Below are 23,329 nucleotides of genomic sequence, written 5' to 3' on the forward strand. Positions count from 1 at the left end.
GCGCCCCGGCCGAGCCGGCCGCCCCCGCGGCCCCGTTGCACAGCCGGCCGCGCCTGGATGCCCGCCCGCGCGCCGAGCCGGCCGCGCAGCCGGTGCCGCACCAGATGCCCCCGCTCCCGGAGGCGCCCGCCATCTCCCCGGTTGCGCCCCCCGCGCAGGAACAGGCGCCCGTGGAAGAGACCATTTTCGAGGAAGTGGTGTTCGAGCGGCGCGTGGTGGAGGAGACGTTCCGCGCGGAGCCGGCCTTCGACCCGGCCGGCCCGGATGCGGAGCCGCCCGGTGCCGAGCCCCTGCCGGAAGAGGCGCCCGAACCGGAGCCCCCCGTCGATACACGCACCCCGGAAGCCCAGATGGCGGCCGCCCTCGCCGCTGCCACCGCCGGCGAATACGAAACCGCCTTGTCGATCTGGGAGCCGCTGGCCCGCACCGGCAATGCGCGGGCGCAGAACAATATCGGCGCCTGCTTCATCGACGGGCTGGGCGTGGACAAGGACCTCGACCTCGCCCGCCGCTGGCTGGAACTCTCCGCCGAGGGCGGCGATCCGGTGGGCCGGCGCAACCTCGCTACCCTCCATTTCAAGGGCGAAGGCGTCGCCCAGGACTATGACAGGGCCGCCGCGCTCTATCGCGCCGCCGCCGAGGACGGCGACGGCCCGGCCCAGGACATGCTGAGCTGGATGCTGCTGGAAGGCGAAGTCATCCCCTCCGACCCCGTCGAGGCGCGGCGCTGGGCGCAGGCCGCCGCGGACCAGAGCATCGCCTCGTCCATGACCCGGCTCGGCATGATCGCCCACAACGCGCTCGGCATGGAGCGCGATGCGGTGGAGGCCGCCCGCTGGTGGCGCAAGGGCGCCGAGGCTGGCGATGCCGACGGACAGGCCATGCTCGGCGCCGCCTATCATCTGGGATCGGGCGTGCCGCGCGACCGCATCGCCGCCTTCGCCTGGCTGCTGCGCGCCCGCGCCGGCCGGAGCGCCCTCGCCGACCGCTTCTTCGATGCCGTGCGCACCACGCTGACGCCGGAAGAGGAAGCCGCCGCCCAGCGCCGGGCCGCCATACCCCTGGGGGAGCTGCCCTGACGTGATCATCGGCACGGCCGGACATATCGACCATGGCAAGACCACGCTGGTGCGTGCCCTCACCGGTGTCGATACCGACCGCCTGAAGGAGGAGAAGGCCCGCGGCATCTCCATCGACCTCGGCTTCGCCTACCTTCCCCTGGACGCGCAGGGGACGGACGCAGAGGCTCCGCCCGGCCCGGTGCTTGGCTTCGTGGACGTGCCGGGGCACGAGAAGTTCGTGCACACCATGCTGTCGGGCGCGAGCGGCATCGACTTCGCCCTGCTGGTGGTGGCGGCCGACGACGGGGTGATGCCCCAGACCCGCGAGCATCTCGCCATCCTCGACCTGCTGGGCATCTCGCGGGGCATTGTGGCCCTCACCAAGGCCGACCTTGCCGATGATGCGCGCCGCGCCGCCGTGGCGGCGGAGATCACCGCGCTCCTCGCCCCGACCGGCCTCGCCGGCGCGCCCATCCTTCCCGTGTCCGCCGCCACAGGCGAGGGCATCGACGCCGTTCGCGCAGCGCTGGCCCACGCGGCGCGGCAGCTCGGCCGACGGCCCGCGGGCGGGCGCTTCCGCCTGGCGGTGGATCGCAGCTTCACCCTGGCCGGGGCCGGCACGGTGGTGACGGGAACGGTCCTGTCCGGAACGGTCCGTGTGGGCGACCGGGTCACGGTCAGCCCGTCCGGCCTCGCCGCCCGGGTACGCTCCATCAGGGCGCAGGACCTCGTATCGGAACAGGGCGTGGCCGGCGATCGCTGCGGCCTCAACCTGGCCGGCGAGGCCATCAGCAAGACCGCCATCGCCCGCGGCGACGTGGTGCTCGACCCGGTGCTGCACGCGCCCGCCGACCATATCGACGCCGAGCTCACCGTGCTCGCGAGCGAGAAACGGCCCATCGCCCAGTGGCTTCCGGTCCGCCTGCACCATGCGGCGCGCGAGGTTGGCGCGCGGCTGGTGCTGCTGGGCGATCCCATCGCCCCCGGCGCGGCGGGCAAGGTGCAGCTGGTGCTGGACGCGCCCATCGCCGCGGCGGCGGGCGACCGCTTCGTGATCCGCGACACCTCGGCCCAGCGCACCATCGGCGGCGGGCGCTTCCTCGACCTGCGCGGGCCCAGGCGCAAGCGGCGGACACCCGAGCGCCTGGCCCAGCTCGACGCCCTCGCCGAACGTGACCCCGCCGCCGCCCTCGCGGCGCTGCTGGCCATTCCCCCATATTTCGCGGACCTCTCCGCCTTCGCCCGCGACCGGACCCTGACCGCCGGGGAGACGGAAGCGCTCGCCGACCACCTGGGACTGGTGCGTCTCGCCTCCGGCGAGGCGACGCTCGCGATCACGGCGGATCGCTTCGCCGATTTCACGCGGCAGCTGCTGTCGGCGCTCGACGCCTTCCATGCGGAAAATCCGGACCTGCCGGGCATCGGCCGCGAGCGGCTGCGCCTGCTGCTGGTGCCGCGCCTGCCGGCGCCCGCCTTCCTCACGGCCCTGGAAAGCCTGCCTGACGGCGTGGTGAGGCGCGAGGGTGCATGGGTGCGCCGGGCCGATTTCGAGGTGCGCCTCAGCGCCGCCGACGAGGCGCTCTGGGGCCGCATCCTCCCCCTCATCGGCGGCGGCGAGCGCTTCCGCCCGCCACGGGTCCGCGACCTTGCAGGGATGCTCGACACCGCCGAGCCGGACATCCGGCGCCTGCTCAAGCTCGCCGGCCGCATGGGGCGCGTGGACGAGGTGGCGCACGACCACTTCTTCCTGCGCCCGGTGGTGGCCGAGATGGTCCAGATCCTCACCCGCCTGTCCGGCGCGCACAGGAAGGACGAGTTCACCGCCGCCCAGTTCCGCGACGAGGTGTCGAACGGGCGCAAGGTGGCCATCCAGATCCTCGAATTCTTCGATCGCCATGGCGTTACCCTGCGCCGGGGCGACCTGCGGCGCATCAACCCGTTCCGGCTGGACCTCTTCGTCGGCTCGGGAAATGATGCGCCTGCCGGCGATTCGCCGGCGACGCCCGAGCGGGGAAGAGAAGCGTCCCTGGTGGGGCGTCCGGACTTCAAATCCGGGAGGGGCCGCGAGCCGGTCCTTGGTGGGTTCGACTCCCACTCTCTTCCGCCACCCCCCGGGGCGGCGCCGTCCCGGAGCCTTGGGAAAACCCCATGACCACAGGTCCCGAGCCCGTCACGACAGAGCCTCTTGCGTCCGAGGCGGCACCCGCCCCCTCGCCGGCGCGCGCGGCTTTCCTCGCCCGGCTCGACGCGGCCAAGCACGCCGCGGACGTGGCCGAGACCGCGTTCCGCAGCGAGGCTGCACGGCGCATCGAGGCCCTCGCCTCCGAACGCGCCTATGCCTGGCGACGTGCCGACCTCATGGCCTCGCTCGATGCCGCCGTCGGGGGGACGGACACTGCGGAGATGGCGGCCGCCGCCGGTCAGGCCATGCTGCGCGCGCGGCTGGGCTGGACCACCGACAGCGAAGCCCGCAGCGAGGTGCTCACCCGTTTCGCCGCCGTGGCCCTGGCCCTCCACGCCGCCGATGCCGGCGGCGATCCGGGCGCCGCCCTCGCCGGCTTCGAGGCCTGGTACCTGGAAACACGGCAGAGCGCCTTCTGGTACCTGTTCGAGCATTACCTGCCCGACACGCCCCTGGTGGATTTCTGAGAGGCCGCCCCATGGACAAGCGCGGCACCGGCAAACGCGGCACCGGCACACGCGGAACGGGCAAGCACGCGACCGGCAAGGCCCAGGGCAATGGCGGCGGCGACACCCGCGCCGTCACGGCGACGGATTTCGAGCCGTGGCTGTCCGCCACCTATGCCGAGAATGGCGGCTTCACCGCGCTGGTGGTGCTGGTGCGCATCGCCGAGCCGGAGGTGATCCCCCTCGCCTCCACCTTCCTCAACATCGTCGGAGACGATGTGAGCTGGAGCGAGATCGTCACCCTGTTCGCCGGCGCCCGGCAGGCCTGGGACGGCGCCGCCTTCTTCGCCCAGCTCGACGCCGATGGCCCGCTGGAGAACGGGGAGGCGCGCGGCCGCCTGAGGGCGCTGGAGCAGCGCCTCGACGCCGACCGGCTGGTCATCAACGAGGGCGTCTTCTTCGATGCCCTCGGGCGGCGGCTGAAGGTGGAGGAAATCTCCACCAACTGAGCCGGGCTCCGCCCCGCTCGAAAGCGCTCTATTCGATGGGAAAGTCGAAATAGGTGTCGGGGAACGGCTCCGCCTTCAGGGTGAAGTGCCACCATTCCTTCTCGAACGGCACGAAGCCGTGGCGCACCATGAGACCCTCCAGCCGCTCGCGGTTTGCCTTCTGTGCCCTCGTCACGGCGTCCGAGGCGGGCCAGGAGCGCGGGCTGAAGAGATCGAAGGGCGTGCCCATGTCGAGATCCGCCCCCGTGGCCCGGTCGAACAGGGCCAGGTCCAGGGTCGAGCCACGGGAGTGGCCGGAGCGGGCAGCGATATAGCCCTCGGCGAACAGGTCCTTCTTTTCCACGTCCGGATAGAAGGTGGCCTTGGTGCGGGTATCGGCGAGGTCAGCCGCCCAGCGGGCGAAATGCGCCACCGCGCGGGCAGGCCGGTAGCAGTCGAAGATCCGCAGGCCGAGACCGCCGGTCTTGGCTTCCGCCGCCACGGCGGCCAGCGCATCGGCGGCCGGGCGGGTGAGGAAGCAGCGCGCGGCAGTGTAGCCGTCCACCCGCATGCCGACGAAATTGTCCGAGCCGAAATAGCGCACGTCGAACACGGCGTCCGGCACCACGGTGGCCACATCCACGAACAGGGCCGGACGGTCGGTGCGGGCCTCCGCGGCGAGCGGCAGGCCGGCAATGCTCAAGGCGAGGGCAGCAGGCTTCACCAGTCGGTCCATCAGGAAAGAGGGCATGGCAGGGGTCGCCGACATGGCCAGGGCGGCCGGCGTGCGCGCGTGAAGCGGCGCTTAGAGCGCGATCCGATCAGATTGACTCAATCTGATCGGTGAATCGCCCTCTAACTCTAAGAGAGAGATCGGCGTGTGCTCTAGCCGAGCACGTCCGGATCATAGGGCCAGCATCGGCTCAAGAAAACCGCCCGCGGCCGCCCCGGTCAGGCAGCAGGCGAGGCGCACCGGCTCTTCCGGCAAGGGCGGCGGGTCATCGAGGGGAACGAGATCGGGGTTCGGCACCGGTCCAGGACCGGGGCCGCAGGTATGGGTCGGCAATGCGATACCGCGCCGGCCTGTTCCGGCCGGCGCGGAACCCTGCTGTGCCCTGCCCTTGAGGGTCAGGAGAAAAATTCGGTGATGGACTGCCAGATGCTCTTCTTGGGCGCCGCCGAAGCCGACGCCTCGGCGGGCGCGGCACCGGCCGCGACGGTTCCCGGCGCGGCCTGCGACTTCGCCACCGCCTCGGGCGTGAACATGCCGTCGAAGGCGTCGATCTTGGCCAGGGTCACCGGGCCGGCCATGCCGTCCGCCTCGAGGCCGTTCTTCTGCTGGAAGGCCTCCACCGCCTTGGCCGTGCCCGGGCCGTAGGCGCCGTCGGCGGCGATGCCCAGCGCGGTCTGGAGCTTCTTCACCGTCTCGCCCTTGCTGCCCTGGGTGAGCAGGATGAGCTCGGGCAGGCCGAGGGCGGCGAAGGTGTCGGGGCCGGCGATGCCGTCTGCGGAGAGGCCGTGCGCCTTCTGGTAGGCCTTGAGGGCCTCCTCGGTGCCCGGGCCGAACTTGCCGTCGGCGTCGATGCCGAGCTTGGCCTGAAGGACTTTCACCGGCTCGCCGGAGAGCCCACGCTTCAGAAGTGCCATGTTTCAGATTCCCGTTGCCGGTAGGAGAGGGCCGACGCGCCAAATATAGGCGTCAAGCGTGACAACGGCACAGAGGGAGATTGGTGCCCAAAAAAGAAAAATGCCGGGCCCGATGAAGGACCCGGCAAGTATCGCCGCAGTGCGGCGAACCTTCCAGAGGGGAACAGCTGAGGCACCGCACAAGGTGCAATCAGCGCATGACCAAGATGCCCTCGTGTTAGGCAGTTTGCAACGCGGAGTGACCGCATATCAGGCATGTGCCCAGCGCTTGGCTGGCATATGCGATCGCTATCATTTTACCGTTCGCAGTCATAAATCAGTAACTCCAGCGCTGGGCCTTGGAGATGAGGAAGTCACGGAAGACCTGAATCCGGGCTACGGAGCGCATTTCCTGAGCATAGGTGAAGTATGCTTCCAGTTTGGGCGTCTCGCGGTCCGTGAAGAGCTGCACCAGGGAGGAGGCATCGTCCGAGAGGTAGTCCGGCAGCGTGCCGATGCCCACCCCGCGCTCCACCGCGCGCTTCAGGCCGAGCACGCTGTTCACCTCGAAGGCCGGCACCCGCGGCGTCGAGCCGTCGCGCCCGGCATGCTCCAGCCAGTTCAGCCCCTGAAAATAAGGCGGGATCGGCCCGCCGAGCAGGAGGATGCGATGCTTGTCCAGCTCGTCCACCGAGCGCGGATGGCCATGCCGCTTGAGATAGTCCGCCGACGCATAAGCGTGGAAGTGCACCGTGAACAGCCGGCGCTGCACCAGGTCCGGCTGCACCGGCTGGCGCATGCGGATGGCCACGTCGGCCTCGCGCATGGCAAGATCCAACTCCTCGTCGGTGAGGATGAGCTGGATGCGGATGTCCGGGAACAGCTCCACGAACTCGCCGACCCGCGCCGTCAGCCAATGGGTGCCGAGCCCCACCGTGGTGGTGACGCGCAGTTCGCCATTGGGCTTCTCGCGGCTGTCGGTCAGCTGGGCACGGGCCGATTCCAGCTTCAGGAACACCTCGTGGGCGGTACGATACAACAGCTCGCCCTGCTCGGTGAGGATCAGGCCGCGCGCATGGCGGTGGAAGAGGGGAACCTTCAGCTCCGTCTCCAAAGCGGAGACCTGCCGGCTCACCGCCGACTGGGAGAGGCCGAGCGTCTCGCCCGCATGGGTAAACGAACCCGCTTCGGCGGCGACGTGGAAGACCTTAAGCTTGTCCCAATCCATCAGGCCCGAGCCCCTTTGGGGCGCGCCGGCGTCCGTCTGAACGCAGAATCGCCCACTCACCCTTCACGGGGGACGGACCGCGCCCCTTGGGCGGCTCGCTTAGCGCTCCGCCCGGCTCAGGTCCGGCTCCCGCGTCGCCGGCCCATCGCGGGAGCGGACGACGTCACTGTCTTCAATCGGTTCAACGAGGAAGGACGGGCAATCCGGAGATCCTCTCCGGCCATCCGGCCCTCCCCACCAGGCAGGATCGCTGCGAGACGCCGGCGCGGGCGAGGGACGGACTATTCCGCCGCCTTCGCCACGCTCTGGTGGGCCAAGAAGCGCTCCGCCTCGAGGGCGGCCATGCAGCCCCGGCCCGCGGCGGTGACAGCCTGACGATAGACGTCGTCCGCCACGTCGCCGGCCGCGAACACGCCCGCCACCGACGTCGCCGTCGAATCGGGGGCGGTCCAGACATAGCCGCTCTCCTTGAGCTTCAGCTGGTCTTTCACCAGCTCTGTGGCAGGCGCATGGCCGATGGCGATAAATATGCCGTCAGCGGGCAGCTCCGTCACCACCCCGCTGCGCACGTCCTTGAGCCGCACGCCGGTGACCTTGGTGACCGGATCGTCGGCGCCCACCACCTCGGCCAGCTCGGCGTTCCACACCACGTTGACCTTGGGATTGGCGAACAGCCGTTCCTGCAGGATCTTCTCGGCGCGGAAGCCCTCGCGGCGGTGCACCACCGTGACCTTGGAGGCGAAATTGGTAAGGAAGAGCGCCTCCTCCACGGCGGTGTTGCCGCCGCCCACCACCACCACCTCCTTGCCGCGATAGAAGAAGCCGTCGCAGGTGGCGCAGGCGGAAACGCCCGAGCCGCGATACGCCGCCTCCGATTCGAGGCCCAGCCAGCGCGCCTGCGCTCCCGTGGCGAGAATCACCACATCTGCCACATAGGTGTCGCCCGATTCGGTCACCATGCGGAACGGCCGGCGCGACAAATCGAGGCTCGCCACATGGTCGGTGACGATGCGCGTGCCCATGTGCTCGGCCTGGGCGCGCATCTGCTCCATGAGCCACGGCCCCTGGATGGGATCGGCGAAGCCGGGATAATTCTCCACGTCGGTGGTGATGGTGAGCTGGCCGCCGGGCTGGATGCCCTCGAACAGGACCGGCTCCAGCATTGCGCGTGCCGCATAGATGGCCGCAGTGTAGCCGGCCGGCCCCGAGCCGATGATGACGACCTTGACGGTTTGGGCAGTCATATGTGTCCCCGAAATTCCGTGCATGCCGCGATTGGCCGGGGAGCGTCGACGGCCGCGAGGACCGGCGCTTCCGGCCGCAGCGAGAGCTATGCTCGAATGTAGGGGCTCCCCCCGAGCCTCACAAGGCTCGGCCGGAGCGCACGGAGGAGGCGCCGAAACCACGCGTGGGCCGCAGGCACGGGAATTCCGGGCTCGATGCCCGCCCCACCGGCCGACTCTGCGACGCTTTGCGCAGCGACATCGGCGCAACATTATTTCGTTGTGTTGCCACAAGCGCGCACTAGAGCACGCGCCGATCTGCTTGCATCGCAAGCTGATCGGACAACGCGTTCTCTTTCTTGCGTTTAGAGGGCGATTCACCGAGCAAATTGATTCAATTTGCTCGGATCGCGCTCTAAGGTGCCGTGACCTTGCCGTGGGGAGTCGTACCTTGACCGTTCGCCTTGATGCCGTCGACTGGAAGATCCTCGACGAGCTGCAGCGGGATGGGCGCATGACCAATGTGGAGCTGTCGCGCCGCGTGGGCATCTCGGCCCCGCCCTGCCTGCGCCGGGTCCGGGCGCTGGAGGAGGCCGGCATCATCGAGGGCTATCGCGCGCTGCTCGACGAGAAGCGCCTCGGCTACGACCTCATGGCCTTCGCCATGGTGCATCTCATCAGCCAGGCCGAAACCGACCTCGCCGCCTTCCAGGACCGCATTGCCCAATGGCCGCTGGTCCGCAGCGCCTGGATGCTCTCCGGCGACGTGGACTTCCTGATGCTGTGCGTGACCCCGGACCTGCGCACCTTCCAGACCTTCGTGCTGGACATCACCGCCGCGCCCAACGTGCGCAACGTGAAGACGGCGTTGACCCTGAAGCAGTCCAAGAACGCGCCGGTGGTGCCGCTGGAAGCCGGACTGCCGAAGGGGGCGTGACCCTGGGGACGTAATTTGGCGACGTGAGGAGCCCAAGGGCTGCCCACAGCGAATGCCCCCGCCGGGGGCCTCACGCGGGGAGCGCGTTCAGCCCCCTGCCCTCCCCTGCAGGCGGGAGAGGGCAGGGGCGGTGCAATCAGCGGCAGGATGCGAAGCGCGGCGCGCTCCCCTTCAGGCCCAGCGCACCGCCACGATCTCGAAGGAACGGGCCCCCTTGGGCGTGACCACCTCCACCGAGGCGCCCTTCTTCTTGCCGATAAGCGCGCGGGCCACGGGCGAGGAGATGGAGATGCGGCCGGCCTTGGCGTCGGCCTCGCTGTCGCCGACGATCTGCCAGACCTTCTCCTCCTCCGTGTCCTCGTCCACGAGGGTCACGGTGGCGCCGAACTTCACGATGTCGCCGGACAGCTTGGACACGTCGATCACCTCGGCCCGGGACAGCTTGTCCTCGAGCTCGGCGACACGGCCCTCGTTCAGCGACTGCTGCTCCTTGGCGGCGTGATACTCCGCATTCTCGGAGAGGTCGCCATGGGCGCGGGCCTCGGAGATGGCGGTGATGATGCGCGGACGCTCCACCTGCTGGCGCTGCTTCAACTCTTGCGCGAGGGCGGCATAGCCCGCCGCCGTCATGGGAATCTTCTCCATGGGTCCTTCTTCAGACCTCCTGAAACGTCGCTGGCCCGGATCCTCCCTTGAGGGAGGCGCATCCGGCGCAGGAAAAGAAAGCCGCCCCGCAGGGCCTTGCCCCGCGGTTGCGGCGACTGCCTCCGCCCGGCGGAGCGCTCCCTTCGGGGCGGCACCGGGTGGTGGAGGCTTCGTCCGCCCGGCGCCGGGAGCGCAAGGCGGACACGAGGAAAACACGCGCGGAAGCAAGAGCCCCGGAAGGGCCCGGGTCCACGCGCGCCGCGAAGACCGGGACGCAGAATCAGGCGACGGAAGCCTCGCCCCGCGCCTTATGCCCGCCGGCATCGAAATAACCCTGCAGCGGGCACACCTTGAGATCCCCGCCCACATAGGCCTTGATCCCCTGCGCCGCGGCAATGGCTCCGGATAGCGTGGTGTAATACGGCACTTTCTGCAAGAGGGCCGCCCGCCTCAGGGACCGGCTGTCGGCGAGGGCCTGCGCCCCCTCGGTGGTGTTGAAGACGAGCTGGACCTCGCCGTTCTTGATGGCGTCCACGATATGGGGACGGCCCTCCAGCACCTTGTTGATCTTGGCCGCCGGCACGCCGTGCTCCTCCAGGAAGCGCTGGGTGCCCGAGGTGGCGATGACCTTGAAGCCGAGATCCACCAGCATCTGCATGCTGGGCAGGATGCGCTCCTTGTCGCCTTCCTTCAGCGACACGAACACCGTCCCGGACTTCGGCACCTTGGTGCCGCCACCCAGCTGGCTCTTGGCGAAGGCGACGCCGAAATCGGTATCGAGCCCCATCACCTCGCCGGTGGAGCGCATCTCCGGGCCCAGCACCGTATCCACTCCCGGGAAGCGGGCAAAGGGGAACACCGCCTCCTTGATGGCGATGTGCGCCACCTGCGGCCGCTTGAGGCCGAAGGAGGCGAGTTTCTCCCCGGCCATCACCCGCGCCGCGATCTTGGCGATGGGCAGGCCAATGACCTTGGCGACGAAGGGCACCGTGCGCGAGGCGCGCGGATTGACCTCCAACACATAAATGACGTCGCCCTTGATGGCGTACTGCACGTTCATCAGCCCGACCACGCCCAGCGCCAGCGCCATGGCGGCGGTCTGCTTCTCCAGCGCCGCGAGGATATCGGGCGTCAGCGAATAAGGCGGCAGCGAGCAGGCGCTGTCACCCGAATGGATGCCCGCCTCCTCGATATGCTCCATGATGCCGGCGATGAACACGTCGGTGCCATCACAAAGGGCATCGACATCCACCTCGATGGCGTCGGAGAGGTAGCGGTCGAACAGGAGCGGGTTCTTGCCCAGCACCGTGTTGATCTGGCCGGTCTTGTCGTTGGGATAGCGGGCCTTGACCTCCTGCGGCACGAGGCCGGGCAGGGTCTCCAGCAGATAGTCGCCGAGCTGGCTTTCCTCGCGGATGATCTGCATGGCCCGGCCGCCCAGCACGTAGGAGGGGCGCACCACCATGGGATAGCCCAGCTCCGCCGCCACCAGGCGCGCCTGCTCCACGCTGTAGGCGATGCCGTTGGCCGGCTGGCGGATCTTGAGGCGGTCCAGCAGGGTCTTGAAGCGGTCGCGGTCCTCGGCGAGGTCGATGGCGTCCGGCGAGGTGCCCAGGATCGGCACCTCGGCATCTTCCAGCGCCTTGGCGAGCTTCAGCGGCGTCTGGCCGCCGAACTGCACGATCACGCCCTTCAGCGTGCCGTTGGTCTTTTCGCGGGCGATCAGCTCCAGCACGTCCTCGGCGGTGAGCGGCTCGAAATAGAGCCGGTCGGAGGTGTCGTAGTCGGTGGAGACGGTCTCCGGGTTGCAGTTGACCATGATGGCTTCATAGCCCGCGTCCTTCAGGGCGAAGGCCGCATGGCAGCAGCAATAGTCGAACTCGATGCCCTGCCCGATCCGGTTCGGGCCGCCGCCGAGGATGATCACCTTCTCGCGGTTGGAGGGCCGCGCCTCGTCGGCGAGGGTCCCGGCGAAGGGCGTCTCATAGGTGGAATACATGTAGGCCGTGGGCGAGGCGAACTCGGCCGCGCAGGTGTCGATGCGCTTGTAGGCGGGGCGCACGTCGAGGCCCTGCCGGCGCGCCCGCACCTCGGCCTCGGACAGCGAGGCGAGGGTGGCGAGCCGCGCGTCGGAAAAGCCCATGGCCTTCAGCCGGCGGAAGGCGCCGGCCGTGACCGGCAGGCCGAGGCGGCGGATCTTCGCCTCGGTCTCCACGATGCCGCGGATCTCGGCGAGGAACCAGCGGTCGATCTTGCAGGCGGCGTGGATCTGCTCGTCGGAAAGGCCGAGGCGCATGGCCTGCGCCACATAAAGCAGGCGATCCGGGGTAGGCGTGCCCAGCGCGGCGCGGATGGCGTTCTTGTCGTCGCCCTGCCCCAGCCCCTCGATCTCGATGTCGTCGAGGCCGGTGAGGCCGGCTTCCAGCGACCGCAGGGCCTTCTGGAGCGATTCCTGGAAGGTGCGGCCGATGGCCATGGCCTCGCCCACCGACTTCATGGCGGTGGTGAGCACCGGATCGGCGCCGGGGAACTTCTCGAAGGCGAAGCGCGGCACCTTCGTCACCACATAGTCGATGGTGGGCTCGAAGGAGGCAGGCGTCGCGCCGCCGGTGATGTCGTTCTCGATCTCGTCCAGCGTGTAGCCGACCGCAAGGCGCGCCGCGACCTTGGCGATGGGGAAGCCCGTGGCCTTCGACGCCAGCGCCGAGGAGCGCGACACGCGCGGGTTCATCTCGATGACGATGAGGCGGCCGTCCTCGGGGTTTACCGCGAACTGCACGTTGGAGCCGCCGGTCTCCACCCCGATCTCGCGCAGCACCGCAAGCGATGCGTCGCGCATGATCTGGTATTCCTTGTCGGTCAGCGTCAGCGCCGGGGCCACCGTGATGGAATCGCCGGTATGGACGCCCATGGGGTCGATGTTCTCGATGGAGCAGATGATGATGCAGTTGTCCGCCTTGTCGCGGACCACCTCCATCTCATACTCCTTCCAGCCGAGCACGCTCTCCTCCACCAGCACCTCGTTGGTGGGGGAAGCGTCGATGCCGCGCTCGATGATCTCGATGAACTCGGCCTTGTTGTAGGCGATGCCGCCGCCGGTGCCGCCCATGGTGAAGGACGGGCGGATGATGGCGGGCAGGCCCACCTCGTCCAGCGCCTCCAGCGCCTGGGGCAAGGTCTTGATCTGGCGGGACTTGGGCGTGGACAGGCCGATCTTGGTCATGGCCTCGCGGAACAGCTCGCGGTCCTCGGCCTTGTCGATGGCCTCGGCGGTGGCGCCGATCATCTCCACGTCGTACTTTTCGAGCGTGCCCATCTTCTTCAGCGACAGGGCGCAGTTGAGCGCCGTCTGGCCGCCCATGGTGGGCAAGAGCGCGAAGCCCCGGGAGCGGTCGCCGCGCTCCTTCTCGATGATCCTGGTGACGATCTCGGCGGTGATGGGCTCGATATAAGTCGCGTCCGCCATGTCCGGGTCGGTCATGATGGTCGCGGGATTCGAGTTGACGAGGACGACCCGGTATCCCTCCTCCTTGAGCGCCTTCACCGCCTGCGTTCCGGAATAATCGAACTCGCAGGCCTGCCCGATCACGATGGGACCGGCGCCGATGATGAGGATGGTTTCGATATCGGTGCGTTTCGGCATTTCTGTCTGGCGCTCTCCACCCTCGCCGCCCGCACCCGGGTAGACACGGGAGCGGACAGCGGGATCCGTTTCGTCGATGCTTCCGGGCAAGGATGCCGCTGGGGCACTCGCGCCTTTTCTATCGCGCTCCGGGCGCAAAAAAAGGGCCGCGGGTCACGCGCCCCCCGAAAGGATCGAGCACCGCCCCGGACAGGCCCGGAAGCGTGCGCGCATGGGGGCGGAGGAAGTGCGAGGAGGTCACACCCCGGGAATTCTCTTTCACCCTGCGCGCTGATGGGCTTCCTTAGACCATAATTTGCGGCGACGGAAGCCATGAGGCTTCACCTTCCGCCGGAGACAGACGCGGTGCCCCCTTCCCTCGCCGAACTGGCCTTGCGATACCGTGGCCTCATCCGGCAGTTCGCGACCTTCGTGGGCGTGGGGCTGGCCGCCACGGCCGCCCATTTCGCGGCGCTGACGCTGATGGTGGAAAACGGCCTGCTCGGCCCGGTTGCAGGGTCCGCCGTCGGGTTCATCGTGGGCGGGATTGTCTCCTACAGCCTGAACCGCCGCTTCACCTTCGAGTCCACCCGCTCCCATGCGGGGGCGGTTCCGCGTTTCATGGTGGTGGCCGGCGTGGCCTTCGTGCTGAACGGCCTCATCATGGGCCTTCTGGTGCACGAGCTCGGGCTCTACTATTTGCTCGCCCAGGCCATCACGACCGGTATCATCATGCTGTGGACATTCTCCGGCTATCGCATCTGGGCCTTCGCCCACCGTGCCGGCGCCCGGGAGGCCTGACCCGGGCCACCCGCGCCCGCCGCGCGGGCCCGGCTCCCTGCCCTCCTGTACGGTCAGGTCAGCGGGCGAACTCGATGCCCGCGCGGGTCTCGGCGATGGCCTGGTCCACCAGCTCGATGGCCCGTTCGCGGTGACCGCCCTTGTTGGGCTCGGCCTCCATCAGCGCCGCGCGGGCGTTCTGGAGGGCGCCCATGGCCCGCCACATATTGGGCTGGTTGGCCAGGGCGCTCTGGATGAGGCCGGACGATGCGAGCGCCACCACTGCGCCCGCGGCGAAAGCGAGCATCACGCTACGTCGGGAAGCGGTCGATGCGGCCATGGGAACGGTCCTCCTTCGCCCGACATCGGATTGATGAGCGGCCTCTTCCTATACCAGAGCACGCGCCGATCTGCTTGCATCGCGAGCTGATCGGGCAACGCGTTCTCTTTCTTGAACTTAGAGCGCGCGTCGCCGAGCTACCGGTAGGTGACCCAGAACACGCCGACCGTGGGCGCAGCGGCCCGCAAGGCCGGATCGCCCGATGCAATGGCCCTGGGTCCGGAAAGCCGTGCCTGTGCCTGATCCGGGACGGCGGCCGAAAGCGCGAGCTGCACCCCCAGCGTGCAGCCGCCGCCGAGATTGCCGAGCCGTCCGCCCCGCCAGTCCGCCACCACGCCGCCGCCATTGCCGCCGAAGCCCCGGACCCGGAACGGCTTGCCGTTGGCCTTCTCCAGGTCGGCGAGGGTGGAACCGATGGCGATGCCGTTCACGCTCCAGGCTGTGGATTCGGTGAAGGCCACCCGGCGCGGATTGACCATGTCGATGGCGTCCTTCCAGGCGACTTCGAGGCTCAGCGCCGGATCGTTGGGCAGGATCACGAGGCCGGGCGACGTGCTGCCGTCTGGGGAGATGATGTTGCCGGTCACCACATTGGCCTGGCCGAAATCTGCGGCGATGTTGACGGCGGTGGTGTCGGGCGCGAACGGGCCGGCGCACTGGAACTGGCGCGGGCCGGCGGTGGGCCGCGGGATCGACACCACCGTCTCCGAATAGTCGCCGAACGCGTCTGACTGCTTCACCACGCCAGTGCCCCAGCTGTCCGGATTGCCCTGGCAGGCCGCAAGGGACAGGGCGGCGGCGAGGACGGCGCCGAAGGCGGCAGGACCCGGGGAAGGGCGATGTGAGAAAGCACGACGGGGGGCCGGATCTGCCGTCTTCAACATGGCTGCCTTCTTCCAGGGTCGCGCAGGCCGCCCCCGGCCCGTCGCGGGGCTGCCGCGAAAAACGCCATGGAACGATCGTGCCGAAGGGTCCTTCTTAAAGCCCGATCCGGGCAAATTGAATCCCCTTGCCCGGAGAATCGCCTTCTCATCTCAACACCGCAGCACCAGCCGCCACCGCGGCCATCCGGTCCGGCCGGCGGGCGTCAGCCCGCCAGTTCGCCGGTCAGGCAGCCCCACCACATCTCCACGGCGCGCAGGCTCGCCGGGGCGATCTCGGCGAGGTCGCCGACGAAGCCGTCCCATTGCGCGCGCACGGTGGGGGAAACCGAGGTGAGCACCGACATTTCCGCCGCCACCGCCGCATGGAAGGCGCTGGTGAGGCCACGCCCGTCGGCCTCCTGCCGGCCGAACTTGGAGAGGATCACCACCGTGTCGGACAGATCGCCGCCCTCATCGAGGCGCGCGGCGATGGCCCGCTCCACCCCAGCCGAGGCCGCCGCGAGCCCGGCGGGATCGAGGCTGCATCCCGCTGCGCCGGGGCCGAGATTCTGGTGCAGGCGGTTGGTCTCGCCCGAGACGAGGTCGAGCAGCAGCACGTCGTCGTGGGCGCAGCCGGGAGGCAGGTGCTCCACCACGCCGAGCACGCGCACCCCGGACGCCTTCAGCTGCCCGGCCGCCTCGGCGAGGAGGGACTGGATCCTCTCCCGGTCCGCCCCCTGCAAGGCGAGGATCATCGCCCGCTCAACCGCCATTCCGCCTCCAGCCATCTCCCGCCATTCCCCGCCGCGCCTTCCGCGCACGCGCTCAGCTATATCTCAATCAGCATAACACATGCCCGATCCGGAAAGGATGCGCGACATTTTCGCATTCCGCGTCCCATCATTGCCACGCGCACCCATTATGCGCACCGTTTCATCGCTGTCAGCCGCGGATGGGTGATGTCTCAGTTTGAAAGCCTGCAGCTCTGACCGGGCGCACCGCGGAACCCTCTCCCGCTTGCGGGAGAGGGGGCAAGACCACGCCTTGTTTCGAGCTGAGACACGACCCGCGGATGTGAAGCCTTGAAGCGCCCTGCTGTGACCACCGTGGCGGCCCTTGCCGCCTTCGCCCTTCTCGTCCTGTCCGGCCCGGGTGCCGCCGCCGCCAAGCACCGCCCCGCGCCGAAGCAGGCGACATCCGATCCGGCACGACCCGGAACGCCCAGGACGCCTCGAAGCGCGACGCGGCCATGCTGCACGTGGATCTTCAAACCCGTATCGAGCAGCGTTGCAATGCCCGCGCCATGGGACTGGTTGGTCGCGAGCACGCCGACATGCGCCCGGAAGAGGCGGTCGCCTATGCCTTCGCCGATCCGCAGCTCGGCGAGGCCTCCATCACCGCGCCGGGCGCGGCCATCCGCAGCCGGGGCCATTGGTACCGCCTCTCCTATGAGTGCCGCACCAGCGCCGACGGCATGGACGTGGAAGCCTTCAGCTACACCCTGGGCACCGAGGTGCCGCGCGACGACTGGGCGGCCCATTCGCTGGTGCCGTGAGGGGCCCGCTCACTCCTCCGGCTCGGTGGTGAACATGAGGGGATAGCCCTTGGCGCGGGCGAGATCCGTGGCGCGGCCCGCCTTGGTCTCGGCCACGTCGCGGGTGAACACCGCCACCACGCAGACGCCGCGCCGGTGCGCCGTCATCATCACCCGGTGGGCCTGGTCCTCGCTCATGCGGAATTCCGCCTTGAGCACCCGCACCACGAAGTCGCGCGGCGTGAAATCATCGTTGAGCAGGATGACCTTGTAGAGCCGCGGCCGTTCCACCTTGGCGGCGGTCCCGGTCCGGGGCCGGGCGGGCACGACGGGCGGCGGAACGGTCTCGGCCATGGGCGACCTCCTTGATCGACGTCGGTCGGACGCGCCCTTTCAGCGTGAGCGGCGCCCGCCCTTCCTGAAGCCCTTGGTCCCGGGATCGGGGCGCGGGCCGGGGCGGAAGGTGTCTTCCGCGACCGGCACGGCCCGGTCGGAGCCGGGGCCCATGTCGTCGAGGGACGGCTTGCGGGCGCGGGTCGCCGGCGCCGCATAGGCTGCCTGCTCCTCGCCCATTCCCTCCGCCTCGGCTCCGGCGCGCGGCTTGCGCCCCGCCCCGCGACCGCGCGGCAAGAGCTTGCCGGCGTCTTCCCTGGGCGGCAGGTTCGCCGCTTTGCCATATTTGCGCGGCCCCCGGAAGCCGCCGGACTTGTCCTCCACCGCCTCCTGCCGGGCAAGGGGATCGTCCGCCACCGCAAGCTCGGTGGCCTCCAGCCGGCGGATCTCGTCGCGCAGGCGGGCGGCGGTCTCGAAATCGAGGTCGGCGGCGGCGGCGCGCATGCGCTTCTCCAGGTCCGCCATCACCGCCTTGAGATTGTGGCCAAAGGCGGCCCCCTCCTCCGCGAGGCCGGCATCCACCTGCACATGGTCGCGCTCGTAGACGGAATTGAGGATATCGCCGATGGCCTTCTTCACGCTCTCCGGCGTGATGCCGTGCTCGACATTGTAGGCCATCTGCTTCTCGCGGCGGCGGGTGGTCTCCGCCATGGCGCGCTGCATGGAGCCGGTGACGTGGTCGGCATAGAGGATCACGCGGCCATCCACGTTGCGCGCGGCTCGGCCGATGGTCTGCACCAGCGAGGTCTCCGAGCGCAGGAAGCCCTCCTTGTCCGCGTCCAGGATGGCGACCAGCCCGCACTCGGGGATGTCCAGGCCCTCGCGCAGCAGGTTGATGCCGATGAGCACGTCGAACGCCCCGAGCCTGAGGTCGCGGATGATCTCGATGCGTTCGATGGTGTCGATATCGGAATGCATGTAGCGCACGCGGATGCCGTGCTCGTGCAGATATTCGGTGAGGTCTTCGGCCATGCGCTTGGTGAGCACGGTGACCAGCGTGCGATACCCCTTCGCCGCCACCGCCCGCACTTCGCCGAGAAGGTCGTCCACCTGGGTCCGGGCCGGGCGCACATCCACCTCCGGGTCGATGAGGCCGGTGGGGCGGATGACCTGCTCCACGAACACGCCGCCGGTCTTCTCCATCTCCCAGGTGCCGGGGGTGGCGGAGACGTGGACGGTCTGCGGCCGCATGGCCTCCCATTCCTCGAAGCGCAGCGGGCGGTTGTCCATGCAGCTGGGTAGGCGGAAGCCGTATTCCGCCAGCGTCGCCTTGCGGCGGAAGTCGCCGCGATACATGGCACCGATCTGGGGCACGGTGACGTGGCTCTCGTCGATGAAAACGAGGGCGTTGTCCGGCACGTATTCGAACAGGGTGGGCGGCGGCTCGCCGGGCTTGCGGCCGGTCAGCCAGCGCGAATAATTCTCGATGCCGGCGCAGCTTCCCGTCGCCTCCATCATTTCGAGGTCGTAGCGGGTGCGCTGCTCCAGCCGCTGGGCCTCCAGCAGGCGGCCCATCCTGTAGAGCTCGTCGAGGCGCATCTTCAGCTCGGCCTTGATGCCGGAGATGGCCTGGATGAGGGTCGGGCGCGGCGTGACGTAATGGGAAGCGGCGTAGACGCGCACGCTCTTCATGTCACCGCTCTTGTGGCCGGTGAGCGGGTCGAACTCGGCGATGCTCTCCACCTCGTCGCCGAACAGGGAGACGCGCCAGGCGCGGTCCTCGTAATGGGCGGGGAAGATCTCCACGCTGTCGCCGCGCACCCGGAAGGTGCCGCGGGCGAAATCCGACTGGATGCGCTTGTATTGCAGGGCCACGAGGTCGGCCAGCAGGCCGCGCTGGTCGATGCGCTCGCCCACCTTGATGTCGAAGGTCATGGCCGAATAGGTCTCGACCGACCCGATGCCGTAGATGCACGACACCGAGGCGACGATGATCACGTCATCCCGCTCCAGCAGCGAGCGGGTCGCCGCATGGCGCATGCGGTCGATCTGCTCGTTGATGGAGGATTCCTTCTCGATATAGGTATCTGTGCGCGGAACGTAGGCTTCCGGCTGGTAGTAATCGTAGTAGGAGACGAAATACTCCACTGCGTTTTCGGGAAAGAAGCTCTTGAACTCGCCATAGAGCTGGGCGGCCAGCGTCTTGTTGGGCGCGAGCACGATGGCGGGGCGCTGGAGCCTTTCGACCACCTTGGCCATGGTGAAGGTCTTGCCCGAGCCGGTGACGCCCAGCAGCACCTGGTCGCGCTCGCCGGCCTGCGCCTGGGCGCACAATTCGGCGATGGCCTGCGGCTGGTCGCCGGCGGGCTCGAAATCGCTCTTCATGATGAAGCTGACGCCGCCCTCTGACTTCTCCGGGCGGGGCGGGCGATGGGGCACCCAGGTCTGGCCATTGACCTCCGGCCGCCCGTTCTCGATCAGCTGCGCCAGCGCCTGCACCGTGGCCGAGGCGCCGGCGGAGGCGAAATCGAGGGTCATGTCCCCGGGATCGAGCCCGAGGGACTGCGCGAGCTGGGGATCGAGCGCCTGCTGGGGCGCCGGCTCGAAGTGGCGCTGGGAGCGCTCTCCGAGCTTGCCGGGACGGGATGCTTTGGCCATGGGGGGAATATGGGGGCGATCCCCTCCTGAGGAAAGACGCCGCGCGCGCCTCTTGGCGCCGACCGGACCCCAAGGCCCGCGGCCATCGGCGATGCAGAAGCGACGCGCATAAGCTGCACTGGTTAATTTATTACAATCAATACTTGTTACAGCCCCCGGTCGCACGCAGTCCTTGCCGAAAGCGGGGGCTGCCATGAGTCTCGGAAAAAGGGAGGTCCGGCGCGCCGGCGCTGATCGCAATGGTGGAAAAACCGGACCCAATAGGGGCGAAGATCGGCAGGATCCTGTGCTAAGGGCAGAGCATCCCAATCCGGATGCGCCCTGCCCCATCATGCCTTCTTTCAGCACACTCCTGCCGCCTCAGATCCTGCCCATCGTGATGCTCGTCGCCTCGAACGTCTTCATGACGTTCGCGTGGTACGGGCACCTCAAGCACAAGTCGTCGCCGCTCGTGATCGCGATCGTCGTGAGCTGGGGCATCGCCTTCTTCGAGTATTGCCTCGCCGTGCCGGCCAACCGCTTCGGCTCGGCGGCCTATTCCACGGCCCAGCTCAAGACCATGCAGGAGGTCATCACCCTCCTCGTCTTCGCCGGCTTCTCGGTGCTCTATCTGAAGGAGCCGTTGGGCTGGAATCACCTCATGGGGTTCGCCTTCATCTCGGCCGGGGCGTTCTTCATCTTCCACAGGTTCTGAGGAGCGGCGGTCCCGGCTTCAGGATGGCGCCAGCGCCGCCAGTTCGGCGGCGAAGGCGTTGTGCCGCCGCACGGTCGCCGGCAGGTCGATGGTGAGGAGGCGGCCGTCGCGCACCACCACGCGGCCGTTGATCACGCTCAGGCTCACCTGCTGCGGCGCGCAGAACAGCAGCGCCGCCACCGGATCGTGCAGCGCTCCGGCATAGGCCAGCGCCGCCATGTCGAAGGCGACGAAATCCGCCGCCATGTCCGAGGCGAGCGCGCCGATGTCGTCCCGTCCCAGCACCCGCGCGCCGCCCAGCGTCGCCAGTTCCAGCGCCGTGCGCACGCTCATGGCGTCGGGGCCAAAGGCGACGCGCTGGAGCAGCATGGCCTGCCGCGCCTCGGCCAACAGGTGGCCGCTGTCGTTGGAGGCGGAGCCGTCCACCCCGAGGCCCACCGGAATGCCTTCCGCCCGGAAGCGCTTCACCGGCGCGATGCCCGAGGCAAGCCGCATGTTGGAGCACGGGCAATGGGCGATGCCGGTGGAGGTCGCGGCGAACAAGGCGATGCCCGCCTCGTCCAGCTTCACGCAGTGGGCGTGCCACACATCCGGCCCCACCCAGCCGAGCTCGCGCACATATTCGGTGGGGCCCATGCCGAAGGTCTCGTGGGAGAAGGCGATGTCGGAATCGTTCTCGGCGAGATGGGTGTGCAGTGTCAGGCCGTTGGCGCGGGCGAGGCGGGCGGTGTCCCGCATCAGGTCGTGGCTCACGGTGAAGGGCGAGCACGGCGCCAGCACCACCCGCAGCATGGAGAAGCGGGCGGGGTCGTGATAGGCGCCGATGAGGCGCTCGGCGTCCTTCATCACGAAGCCCTCGTCCTCCACCACCCGGTCCGGTGGCAGGCCGCCCTTGCTCTCGCCCACGCTCATGGAGCCGCGGGCGGCGTGGAAGCGCATGCCGATCTGTCGCGCCGCGCGGATGGAATCGTCGAGCCGCACCCCGTTGGGATAGATGTAGAGGTGGTCCGACGAGGTGGTGCAGCCGGAGAGGATCAGTTCCGCCATGGCGGTCAGGGTCGCCGTCTCCACCATCTCGCCGGTCAGCCCGGCCCAGAGCGGATAGAGCGCGCGCAGCCAGTCGAACAACTCGCCGTCCTGCGCCGCCGGCACCGCGCGGGTCAGGCTCTGCACCATGTGGTGATGGGTGTTGACGAGGCCGGGGATCACCACATGGCCGGCGAGGTCGATGATCTCGTCCGCCTGCGCCGGCAGGTCGGCGGCGCGCCCCACCGCCACGATGCGCCCGTCCTCCGCATAGAGCCCGCCGCCCGGGATTTCCCGGCGCTCTCCATCCATGGTGACGAGGACGAGGGCGTTGCGGGCGAGCAGCGTCTGGGCCATGGGGTCTCCGCGGGACAGGACGCCCGGCATGGAGAGCCGGGCGCCATCGGGAACCCGATGTTAGGGGCGATGCGGAGCGGAGGGAATCCCGTCAGCGGCTGTCACTTGGCGGCTGTCACTTGGCGGCTGCCGGCACCACGCGCAGGATCTCGCCCGTGTCGTCGGTGGCGAGCCACAATGCCCCGTCCGGTCCCTGCCGCACGTCGCGGATGCGCTTTCCCAGCGGCAGGCGCTCCTCGCCGGTGACGGCGCCGTCGCGGATCTTCACCTCCACCAGCGCCTGCCCCGCCAGCGCGCCGACGAAGAGCTGGCCCTTGAACCCGGGCAGGAGATCGCCGGAATAGAAGGCGGCGCCGGAAGGGGCGATGGAGGGGTCCCAATAGAACAACGGCTGCTCCATCCCCGCCTTGCGCGTGCCTTCGCCGATCCTCGCGCCGGAATAATGCCGGCCGTAGCCGATCACGGGCCAGCCGTAATTCTTGCCCGCCTCCGGCCGGTTCACCTCGTCGCCGCCGCGCGGACCGTGCTCGATGGTCCACAGCCGGCCGGTGGTCCGCTCGATGGCGCCGCCCTGCACGTTGCGATGGCCGTAGCTGAAGATCTCCGGCCGCGCGCCGGGACGATCGCGGAAGGGATTGTCCGCCGGAATCGCGCCGTCCGGGGCGATGCGCACCACCTTGCCGAGGGTGGTGGAGAGGTCCTGCGCCTTGTCCATCAGGTCGAACCGGTCGCCCAGGGTCACGAACAGCATGCCGTCCGGGGCGAACACGAGGCGCGAGCCGAAATGGTTGCCGCCGGAATGGGCCGGCTGCTGGCGGAAGATGACCTGAAGGTCGGTGAGCCGGGTGAGGTCTTCCGAGAGCCGCGCGCGCGCCACGGCGGTGGCGACGCCGTCCGGGCGTGGCTCGGAATAGCTGAGGTAGATAAGGCGGTTGCTGGCGAAGGCAGGATCCAGCGCCACGTCCAGCAGTCCGCCCTGCCCGCGTGCCGCCACCTGCGGCACCCCGGCGATGGGCGGCCCGAGCTGTCCGGAGGCATCCACCACCCGCAGGCGCCCCTCCCGTTCGGTAACGAGAAGGCGGCCGTCCGGCAGGAAGGCGATGCTCCAGGGGTGCTCGAGACCTTCGGCGAAGGGCACCACGCGCACCTGTTCCCCGGCGAAGCGCCTCGGCGCGGCAACGTCATCCGCGAAAGCCATCGCGGCGGCAAGGAGAAGCAGGAGGAGGGAGAGCGCGGTGACGAAGCCGCGACGGCCGCGCATGGAACGGGCCGGCAGCCCGCGATGC

The 23,329-nt window shown here is 69.0% G+C and carries 20 protein-coding genes, 1 tRNA gene and 1 pseudogene; 9 read left to right on the forward strand and 13 right to left on the reverse strand.

The window, feature by feature from the left end; all coding sequences use genetic code 11:
* Window positions 1-350: 350 nt before the first annotated feature.
* From K9U40_RS12160 to K9U40_RS12180, 5 genes and pseudogenes are all read left to right on the forward strand, one after another.
* Complete coding sequence (locus K9U40_RS12160) at window positions 351-1,079, forward strand: tetratricopeptide repeat protein (RefSeq protein ID WP_282890490.1); 729 nt, start codon at window positions 351-353, stop codon at window positions 1,077-1,079.
* A 1-nt stretch (window position 1,080) separates the two neighbouring features.
* Window positions 1,081-2,979, forward strand: a pseudogene (selB, locus tag K9U40_RS12165) (selenocysteine-specific translation elongation factor); the annotation flags it as partial.
* A 93-nt stretch (window positions 2,980-3,072) separates the two neighbouring features.
* A tRNA-Sec gene (locus tag K9U40_RS12170) sits at window positions 3,073-3,168 on the forward strand.
* 41 nt (window positions 3,169-3,209) lie between these two features.
* A complete protein-coding gene (locus tag K9U40_RS12175; RefSeq protein WP_282890465.1) occupies window positions 3,210-3,710 on the forward strand; it encodes a hypothetical protein in 501 nt (166 codons plus the stop codon).
* A gap of 11 nt (window positions 3,711-3,721) precedes the next feature.
* Window positions 3,722-4,198, forward strand: coding sequence for a hypothetical protein (locus tag K9U40_RS12180; protein WP_282890466.1), 477 nt, complete (start codon window positions 3,722-3,724; stop codon window positions 4,196-4,198).
* 28 nt (window positions 4,199-4,226) lie between these two features.
* Here K9U40_RS12180 and K9U40_RS12185 read toward each other — a convergent pair whose 3' ends face one another.
* The 4 genes from K9U40_RS12185 to trxB form a co-directional block, all read right to left on the reverse strand.
* Window positions 4,227-4,901 carry a M15 family metallopeptidase gene (locus K9U40_RS12185; protein WP_282890467.1) on the reverse strand — a complete coding sequence of 225 codons (675 nt, stop codon included), beginning with the start codon at window positions 4,899-4,901 and terminating at the stop codon, window positions 4,227-4,229.
* Between the two features lie 404 nt (window positions 4,902-5,305).
* Window positions 5,306-5,824 carry a peptidoglycan-binding domain-containing protein gene (locus K9U40_RS12190; RefSeq protein ID WP_282890468.1) on the reverse strand — a complete coding sequence of 173 codons (519 nt, stop codon included), beginning with the start codon at window positions 5,822-5,824 and terminating at the stop codon, window positions 5,306-5,308.
* Window positions 5,825-6,140: 316 nt separating this feature from the next.
* Entirely contained in the window at window positions 6,141-7,031 is an 891-nt protein-coding gene (locus tag K9U40_RS12195; protein WP_282890469.1) for a LysR family transcriptional regulator, read from the reverse strand.
* Between the two features lie 281 nt (window positions 7,032-7,312).
* Entirely contained in the window at window positions 7,313-8,275 is a 963-nt protein-coding gene (gene trxB / locus K9U40_RS12200; protein ID WP_282890470.1) for a thioredoxin-disulfide reductase, read from the reverse strand.
* A gap of 430 nt (window positions 8,276-8,705) precedes the next feature.
* Between trxB and K9U40_RS12205 the strand changes: the two genes are divergently transcribed.
* On the forward strand, window positions 8,706-9,191 hold the full coding sequence (locus tag K9U40_RS12205; RefSeq protein WP_282890471.1) for an Lrp/AsnC family transcriptional regulator: 486 nt from the start codon (window positions 8,706-8,708) through the stop codon (window positions 9,189-9,191).
* A gap of 171 nt (window positions 9,192-9,362) precedes the next feature.
* Here K9U40_RS12205 and greA read toward each other — a convergent pair whose 3' ends face one another.
* The gene (gene greA / locus K9U40_RS12210) at window positions 9,363-9,836 is read right to left on the reverse strand and encodes a transcription elongation factor GreA (RefSeq protein ID WP_282890472.1); all 474 of its coding nucleotides are present in this window, start codon (window positions 9,834-9,836) and stop codon (window positions 9,363-9,365) included.
* A gap of 280 nt (window positions 9,837-10,116) precedes the next feature.
* Window positions 10,117-13,479: a carbamoyl-phosphate synthase large subunit gene (carB, locus tag K9U40_RS12215; RefSeq protein ID WP_282890473.1), complete on the reverse strand. Its 3,363-nt coding sequence runs from the start codon at window positions 13,477-13,479 to the stop codon at window positions 10,117-10,119.
* A 345-nt stretch (window positions 13,480-13,824) separates the two neighbouring features.
* Here carB and K9U40_RS12220 point away from each other — a divergent pair, with 345 nt between their 5' ends.
* On the forward strand, window positions 13,825-14,259 hold the full coding sequence (locus K9U40_RS12220) for a GtrA family protein (RefSeq protein WP_282890474.1): 435 nt from the start codon (window positions 13,825-13,827) through the stop codon (window positions 14,257-14,259).
* Between the two features lie 58 nt (window positions 14,260-14,317).
* On the opposite strand, the gene K9U40_RS12225 is transcribed toward K9U40_RS12220, so the two are convergent.
* The 3 genes from K9U40_RS12225 to K9U40_RS12235 all read right to left on the reverse strand — a co-directional run bounded on the left by K9U40_RS12225 (window position 14,318) and on the right by K9U40_RS12235 (window position 16,214).
* Complete coding sequence (locus K9U40_RS12225; protein WP_414114844.1) at window positions 14,318-14,578, reverse strand: hypothetical protein; 261 nt, start codon at window positions 14,576-14,578, stop codon at window positions 14,318-14,320.
* Window positions 14,579-14,715: 137 nt separating this feature from the next.
* Window positions 14,716-15,462, reverse strand: coding sequence for a hypothetical protein (locus tag K9U40_RS12230; protein ID WP_282890475.1), 747 nt, complete (start codon window positions 15,460-15,462; stop codon window positions 14,716-14,718).
* A gap of 203 nt (window positions 15,463-15,665) precedes the next feature.
* Entirely contained in the window at window positions 15,666-16,214 is a 549-nt protein-coding gene (locus K9U40_RS12235; RefSeq protein ID WP_282890476.1) for a DUF2478 domain-containing protein, read from the reverse strand.
* Between the two features lie 476 nt (window positions 16,215-16,690).
* Here K9U40_RS12235 and K9U40_RS12240 point away from each other — a divergent pair, with 476 nt between their 5' ends.
* Window positions 16,691-16,996 carry a DUF930 domain-containing protein gene (locus K9U40_RS12240; protein ID WP_282890477.1) on the forward strand — a complete coding sequence of 102 codons (306 nt, stop codon included), beginning with the start codon at window positions 16,691-16,693 and terminating at the stop codon, window positions 16,994-16,996.
* Between the two features lie 9 nt (window positions 16,997-17,005).
* On the opposite strand, the gene clpS is transcribed toward K9U40_RS12240, so the two are convergent.
* Window positions 17,006-17,329: an ATP-dependent Clp protease adapter ClpS gene (gene clpS, locus K9U40_RS12245; RefSeq protein ID WP_282890478.1), complete on the reverse strand. Its 324-nt coding sequence runs from the start codon at window positions 17,327-17,329 to the stop codon at window positions 17,006-17,008.
* Between the two features lie 39 nt (window positions 17,330-17,368).
* The gene (gene uvrB, locus K9U40_RS12250; RefSeq protein ID WP_282890479.1) at window positions 17,369-19,966 is read right to left on the reverse strand and encodes an excinuclease ABC subunit UvrB; all 2,598 of its coding nucleotides are present in this window, start codon (window positions 19,964-19,966) and stop codon (window positions 17,369-17,371) included.
* Between the two features lie 331 nt (window positions 19,967-20,297).
* Between uvrB and K9U40_RS12255 the strand changes: the two genes are divergently transcribed.
* Window positions 20,298-20,660 carry a DMT family protein gene (locus K9U40_RS12255; protein ID WP_282890480.1) on the forward strand — a complete coding sequence of 121 codons (363 nt, stop codon included), beginning with the start codon at window positions 20,298-20,300 and terminating at the stop codon, window positions 20,658-20,660.
* Window positions 20,661-20,678: 18 nt separating this feature from the next.
* On the opposite strand, the gene K9U40_RS12260 is transcribed toward K9U40_RS12255, so the two are convergent.
* Window positions 20,679-22,043 carry an 8-oxoguanine deaminase gene (locus tag K9U40_RS12260; RefSeq protein ID WP_282890481.1) on the reverse strand — a complete coding sequence of 455 codons (1,365 nt, stop codon included), beginning with the start codon at window positions 22,041-22,043 and terminating at the stop codon, window positions 20,679-20,681.
* Window positions 22,044-22,158: 115 nt separating this feature from the next.
* Window positions 22,159-23,304 (reverse strand): PQQ-dependent sugar dehydrogenase, encoded by a 1,146-nt coding sequence (locus tag K9U40_RS12265; protein ID WP_414115014.1) that lies wholly within the window; start codon window positions 23,302-23,304, stop codon window positions 22,159-22,161.
* Window positions 23,305-23,329: the final 25 nt, after the last annotated feature.

The organism is Xanthobacter autotrophicus, from assembly GCF_030015065.1.
GTDB classification, from domain to species: domain Bacteria; phylum Pseudomonadota; class Alphaproteobacteria; order Rhizobiales; family Xanthobacteraceae; genus Xanthobacter; species Xanthobacter autotrophicus_D.